The organism is Synechococcus sp. H55.2 (assembly GCF_047462495.1).
GTDB lineage: Bacteria > Cyanobacteriota > Cyanobacteriia > Thermostichales > Thermostichaceae > Thermostichus.
In genome coordinates, this window is record NZ_JANSJH010000031.1 from 4,425 (window position 1) to 9,631 (window position 5,207).

7 protein-coding genes are annotated in these 5,207 nt (G+C 58.9%); 6 read left to right on the forward strand and 1 reads right to left on the reverse strand.

The window, feature by feature from the left end:
* The 3 genes from NW844_RS05630 to NW844_RS05640 form a co-directional block, all read left to right on the forward strand.
* On the forward strand, positions 1-359 hold a 359-nt coding region (locus NW844_RS05630; protein WP_414334204.1), incomplete at its 5' end, for a GTP-binding protein.
* 80 nt (positions 360-439) lie between these two features.
* Positions 440-766 carry a hypothetical protein gene (locus NW844_RS05635; protein WP_414334206.1) on the forward strand — a complete coding sequence of 109 codons (327 nt, stop codon included), beginning with the start codon at positions 440-442 and terminating at the stop codon, positions 764-766.
* A 2-nt stretch (positions 767-768) separates the two neighbouring features.
* Positions 769-990, forward strand: coding sequence for a hypothetical protein (locus tag NW844_RS05640; protein WP_414334207.1), 222 nt, complete (start codon positions 769-771; stop codon positions 988-990).
* Between the two features lie 52 nt (positions 991-1,042).
* Here NW844_RS05640 and guaA read toward each other — a convergent pair whose 3' ends face one another.
* Entirely contained in the window at positions 1,043-2,593 is a 1,551-nt protein-coding gene (guaA, locus tag NW844_RS05645; protein WP_414334239.1) for a glutamine-hydrolyzing GMP synthase, read from the reverse strand.
* Positions 2,594-2,987: 394 nt separating this feature from the next.
* On the opposite strand from guaA, the gene NW844_RS05650 reads away from it, so the two are divergent.
* The 3 genes from NW844_RS05650 to NW844_RS05660 all read left to right on the forward strand — a co-directional run.
* On the forward strand, positions 2,988-4,013 hold the full coding sequence (locus NW844_RS05650) for a hypothetical protein (RefSeq protein WP_414334209.1): 1,026 nt from the start codon (positions 2,988-2,990) through the stop codon (positions 4,011-4,013).
* Positions 4,010-4,792 (forward strand): 16S rRNA (guanine(527)-N(7))-methyltransferase RsmG, encoded by a 783-nt coding sequence (rsmG, locus tag NW844_RS05655; protein WP_414334211.1) that lies wholly within the window; start codon positions 4,010-4,012, stop codon positions 4,790-4,792. Before NW844_RS05650 ends, rsmG begins: the two co-directional genes overlap by 4 nt.
* A 194-nt stretch (positions 4,793-4,986) precedes the next feature.
* A partial coding sequence (locus tag NW844_RS05660) for an RNA recognition motif domain-containing protein (RefSeq protein WP_414334213.1) occupies positions 4,987-5,207 on the forward strand: 221 nt, incomplete at its 3' end.

Here is a 5,207-nt window from a genome sequence, read left to right on the forward strand (position 1 = left end):
ACCATGAGCACGACCACGAACACAGCCACGAGCATGGCCACTCGCACCGCAGCCACATCGAGGTTGATGGTTTTAACTCCCTAGCTTTTGAGAGCGATCAGCCTTTTTCTCTAGACGCCTTCCAGAACTTTCTCAATGAGTTGCCCGAGGCAGTCTTTCGGGCCAAAGGGATCCTGTGGTTTGAAGAAAGCCCAGAGCGACATATCTTCCACCTCAGCGGTCGGCGCTACACCCTCAGCAGCGATGCATGGCCTCGCCAGCCCAAAAACCAGTTGGTGCTCATCGGCCAGCACCTCGATACGGCCAAGCTGCGGCAAAAGTTGCAAGCCTGTCTTGTCCCTGCGCCCGTCCAGGGCTAAGAACTGGGTGGCAGCTTAGAAGCGTCGGGCCCCGTTCCCGCAGCCTCGCGAGGGGAGCCTTGAGAGAGGGCATCCCAGCTATGTCCGACATTTTTGTGATGATCCGCAACCAGGCCAACAACGCCCTCACTTCCATCGACGGGATCCCTTTTCTCAGTTTCTTGGAGCGAGAGGGGCAGTTGATCGCAGAAGAAACCATCGAGCTGATTTATGCGGATGCTGGATTTGATGACCTGCCGGTTGGAGAATACACTGTGGGGGTAAGGCATGAACGGGTGGAGCCCCCCAAAGCTACCTGCCCAGTAAGTATCGCCTCTGAGGATGAGGTTGTTTTGGTAACATTTGTTTACCTTGAGCCCGAGCGGGTTCTGCTGACGATTCATGTCTCTGTGGAGAAGAGGTTGTAGCTATGACGGTCAAAGTCATCCCATCGCACTCGATCAAAGCCTTTCGCTATCGGGTGTTTTGTTTGGGACACGATCTCTGGAATGCCCGGGATCCGATTAGCCGTGCCAACCTGGCCCTACAACTGGCCGACGCGGCCACAACCCTGGCTCGCATGGAAGTCCAAGCCGCTCAGCCCTTCAGCTCAAGCCCTTCCTATTCCCTGCCAGAAGCAGGCCATAGGTGATTGATCCAGGCCGGCCTTGAGGCCAGAGGCAAGGGATCCCGCCTGACCCGCATCACTCCCACTCGATGGTGCCGGGTGGCTTGGAAGTGATGTCATAAACGACGCGGTTAATGCCCGGCACCTCGTTGACGATGCGGTTGGAGATGGTGGCCAAGAGGTCGTAGGGCACCCTGGCCCAATCCGCCGTCATACCATCTTCGCTGGTAACCAGTCGTACCACCACTGGGCAGGCATAGGTGCGCTTATCCCCCATCACCCCCACCGAGCGCACTTCCGGCAGCAGCACGGCAAAGGCTTGCCACAACTTGGGGTAGTAGCCGGAGCGGTTGATCTCCTGGCGGACAATCATGTCCGCCTCGCGCAGGGTTTCCAGCCGCTCTTTGGTGACTTCGCCCACAATGCGGATGGCCAGTCCCGGCCCCGGGAAAGGATGGCGGCCAACAATTTCTTCCGGCAAACCCAACGAGCGGGCCAGTTGCCGCACCTCATCTTTGAAGAGCTTGCGCAGAGGTTCTACCAGCTTAAAGCGCAGATTTTCCGGCAGCCCGCCGACATTGTGGTGGCTTTTGATCTTGACGGCAATGCGCTCTCCGGTCACCGGATCCACATTGGTATTGGCCGACTCGATCACATCGGGGTAAAGAGTACCCTGGGCTAAGTACTCGAAGGGGCCCAGCCGCTGGGATTCTTCCTCAAAGACGCGAATAAACTCTGCCCCAATCCGTTTGCGCTTCTCCTCGGGATCGGTGACCCCCTGCAACTGCCGGAGAAACCGCTCTTGTCCGTCCACGTAGTGGACAGGGATGTGAAATTGCTCTTGGAAAAGGCGCAGCAGCCGCTGCGGCTCATCCTTGCGCATGAACCCCTGATCGATGAAGACGCAGGTGAGCTGGTCGCCGATGGCCTTGTGCAGCAAAAAAGCCAAAGTAGAGCTGTCCACCCCCCCCGAAAGGGCCAACAACACCTTCTTGTCGCCCACGCGGGCCCGGACTTCCCGAATCGCCTCCTCCAGAAAAGCTTCCGTTGTCCAGGTGGGCTCGCAGCCGCAGATGTGATAGACAAAATTGCGAATGAGAAAGGCACCGGCCTCCGAGTGGGCCACCTCTGGGTGAAATTGCACCCCGTAAAGACGGCGAGTGGGATCGGCAATGGCGGCACAGGGGGTGTTGTCCGTGGCAGCCAGGGCGTGAAAACCTGGCGGCAACTCGGTCACCGCATCCCCATGGCTCATCCACATGATGCTGTTTTCCGGCAAGTTGGTGAGCAGGTCGGTGGGATCCAAAATGTGCAGGGCGGCACGGCCGTATTCCCCCTTCTGGGCTGGCTCCACCTTGCCCCCCAACTGCTGCACCATGAGCTGCATGCCGTAGCATACGCCCAGGATGGGGATCCCCAAGTTCCAGATCTCCGGGTCACAAGCAGGAGCGCCCGGCTCATAGACCGAGTTGGGGCCGCCGGAGAGGATGATGCCCTGGGGCCGCATTTGCCGCAGGTGTTCAGCAGTGGTGCGGTAGGAAAGGATTTCCGAATAGACGTGGGTTTCGCGAATACGACGGGCAATGAGCTCCGAGTACTGGGATCCAAAGTCGAGAATAACGATCATCTGGCGCTGCACCTTGAGGGGGGAGAGAGATAGGTCAGAGCTAAGGAGAGATGCAGAAGCGCTCACAAAACCTCGCACAGTGCAGAAGAGAAAACCCGAACCAAGAAACCAACTTGGCTGTGGATAAGAAACGTTAAGGACCTTTCCATCGTAGCAGGGATGGGGGATTTTCTTGCAGCCGCCTGTCCTGGACAGCTTCTCCCAGGCCCGCTTTGAGAACAGAACTTCTCTGAAAAACTGTCTGATGAGCCCTGCCCCGCCAGCCAAGCGATGACTCCCAGTAATAATCGCAATAGTGAACCCAGAGACGCCAGGGCCGAGTCAAGACTTATGATCGTAAGGAGGCGATCCAGACCGGTGGGGATATTGGCAGGGATCTGCGATCCATCGTTTTATGTCCATTGTGGCTGAATCCTTTCAAACCTATCTTCGTCGTCGCCGCCGCCTGCTGGCCCGCCGCCTCCAACGGCAGCAGGGGTGGGGTGTGGTTTTGGCTTTGTTGGCTTTGTATTTGCTCAGTTGGGATGCGCCGGGCCAGGCTGGGCTATTGCCGCACCTGTGGAGGGGGCAACCCCTGTGGTTGGTGGTGATCCCGCTGTTGGGGGGAGGGCTGTACAGCTTGGGTGCAGGGCTCATCTGGATGCTGCGGCAGCGCCGACTTCCCCAGGGATCCGCAGGTTCTGCTCAGCTTCTGGCCCAGATGATCAGCTTGCCCCACTTGGCTTTGGCCGCTCTGCTCTGGCTGGGGTTGGCGATTTGGGGAGAGCATCTTCTGCCTTTTCTGGCCCAGCAAAAGCCGCAGTTGTTGGCAGGCCTGGTGATCAGTTGGCTGCTGGCCCAGGGGTGGAGTTTTCTGCAAACGGGTTGGGTGGTAGAGGCTGGACAACTGTGGGCCGATTATCTGCAGGAGTTGCGCGGCTCTGTATTGCAGCCCTGCTACCAGCGCCTGGAAACCTGTCGTCGCTCGCTCCATTTTTACCATGCCATTTGGCAAGATCTGCAACTGGAAGAACTGGAGGCCCAGCACCTGATTCAACTGTTGTCTGAGTCGCTGCTGCCGCTGACGCTGCCGCTCAAGGTTTATGCTCAGCGGGTTCACCATTGCTGCCAGCAGTTGGCGGCCTTATTGGCCCAGATGCAAGAGCGGGTAGAACGGCTGGAGCAGGTGCTTTTGGATATAGAGCTGGAGTTGGCTGCCCAGCAGCCGTTGCAAGCTCAGCCCCAACCGATCAACTTGCTGGCAGAAGATTGGGCCAACTGCCAGGAGCTGGATTTGCAGGAGCTGGTGTGCTTGAACCAGGAGCTGCTGGGCGCCGACCGATCTTTGCAGGGCTTGACCCAAGAGCTGAAAGGCTGGGCCGACCGAGCCATTCCCGCCGGATTGCAACTGGGATCGCGATGGCTGGGATCCCTGGGATGAAGAAGGCTGCCCCGCCTACCTCTGAGCCCCCCGAACTGGAGGCCCTCTGGGAGAGCTGGCTGGCGGAGCTGGGCTGGCAGCCTTCTGAGCCGCAGCGGCAGCAACTGCAACAGCTCTATCCCCTGGTGATGGCCGGAAACCGCACCCAGAACCTGACCCGCATCACCGCTCCCATCGATTTTTGGGAGAAACACCTGTGGGACTCGCTGCGGGGCCTGCGCTTGCTGGGATCCTGGGCGGCGATTCAAGCTCGGCCCTGGCGGGGCATCGACATCGGCACCGGGGCAGGGTTTCCAGGGATCCCGGCCCAAATTGCCCTGCCCCAGGCCAGCTTCACCCTACTGGACAGCAGCCAACGCAAGATTGCCTTTGTGCAAGAGGCCCTGCAGCAGCTCTCCCTGACCCAGGCGCGGGCGGTGGCCCAGCGAGCCGAAATCTGGGGGCAAGACCCGCAGGAACGCGGCAGCTACGATCTGGCCCTGGCCAGAGCCCTGGCAGCGGCAGAGGTTTGCGCCGAGTATTGTCTGCCCCTGCTCAAGGTGGGGGGACGCGCCATCCTCTACCGTGGCCATTGGATCGAGGCAGAAGCCCAAACTCTGGAGCGAGCCCTTTCTCTCCTGGGGGGGAAGCTGATCCACGTCGAAGCCTTCACTACCCCCCGCAGCCACGGGATACGGCATTGCCTGCTGGTGGAGAAAGTTGCCCCCACACCAGCTTACTATCCCCGTCCTCCCGGCATTCCCAAACGCCAGCCGCTGGGCCAAGGCAAGCGCTGCTAACAGTTGGGATCCTTAATTTCCTAGCTCAAAAAAGCTTCTGCAAATTCTTGGAGAAAGATCTTGGACAGGTAGTTTGCAAATGCCGTTGGGGAGACTAAGATGTGGTTGGCATCAGGTTCGGATTGAGCCAATGGTCTAACCAGGTGAGCTTCCGAACTGAGCGCTAAAGGTTAAGGTTCGGAGTTCGCTACGTTATGACCATTTTTGTGGGCAATCTGTCCTTCAAGGCCAGTGAAGAAGATCTGCGGCTTGTGTTTGCCGAGTACGGCACCGTCAAGCAAATTAAGCTGCCGGTAGATCGGGAAACGGGCCGCAAGCGCGGCTTTGCTTTTGTGGAGCTGGAAAACGAGGCCGACGAGCAAAAAGCCATCGACGAGCTGGATGGCGCCACCTGGATGGGCCGGGATCTGAGGGT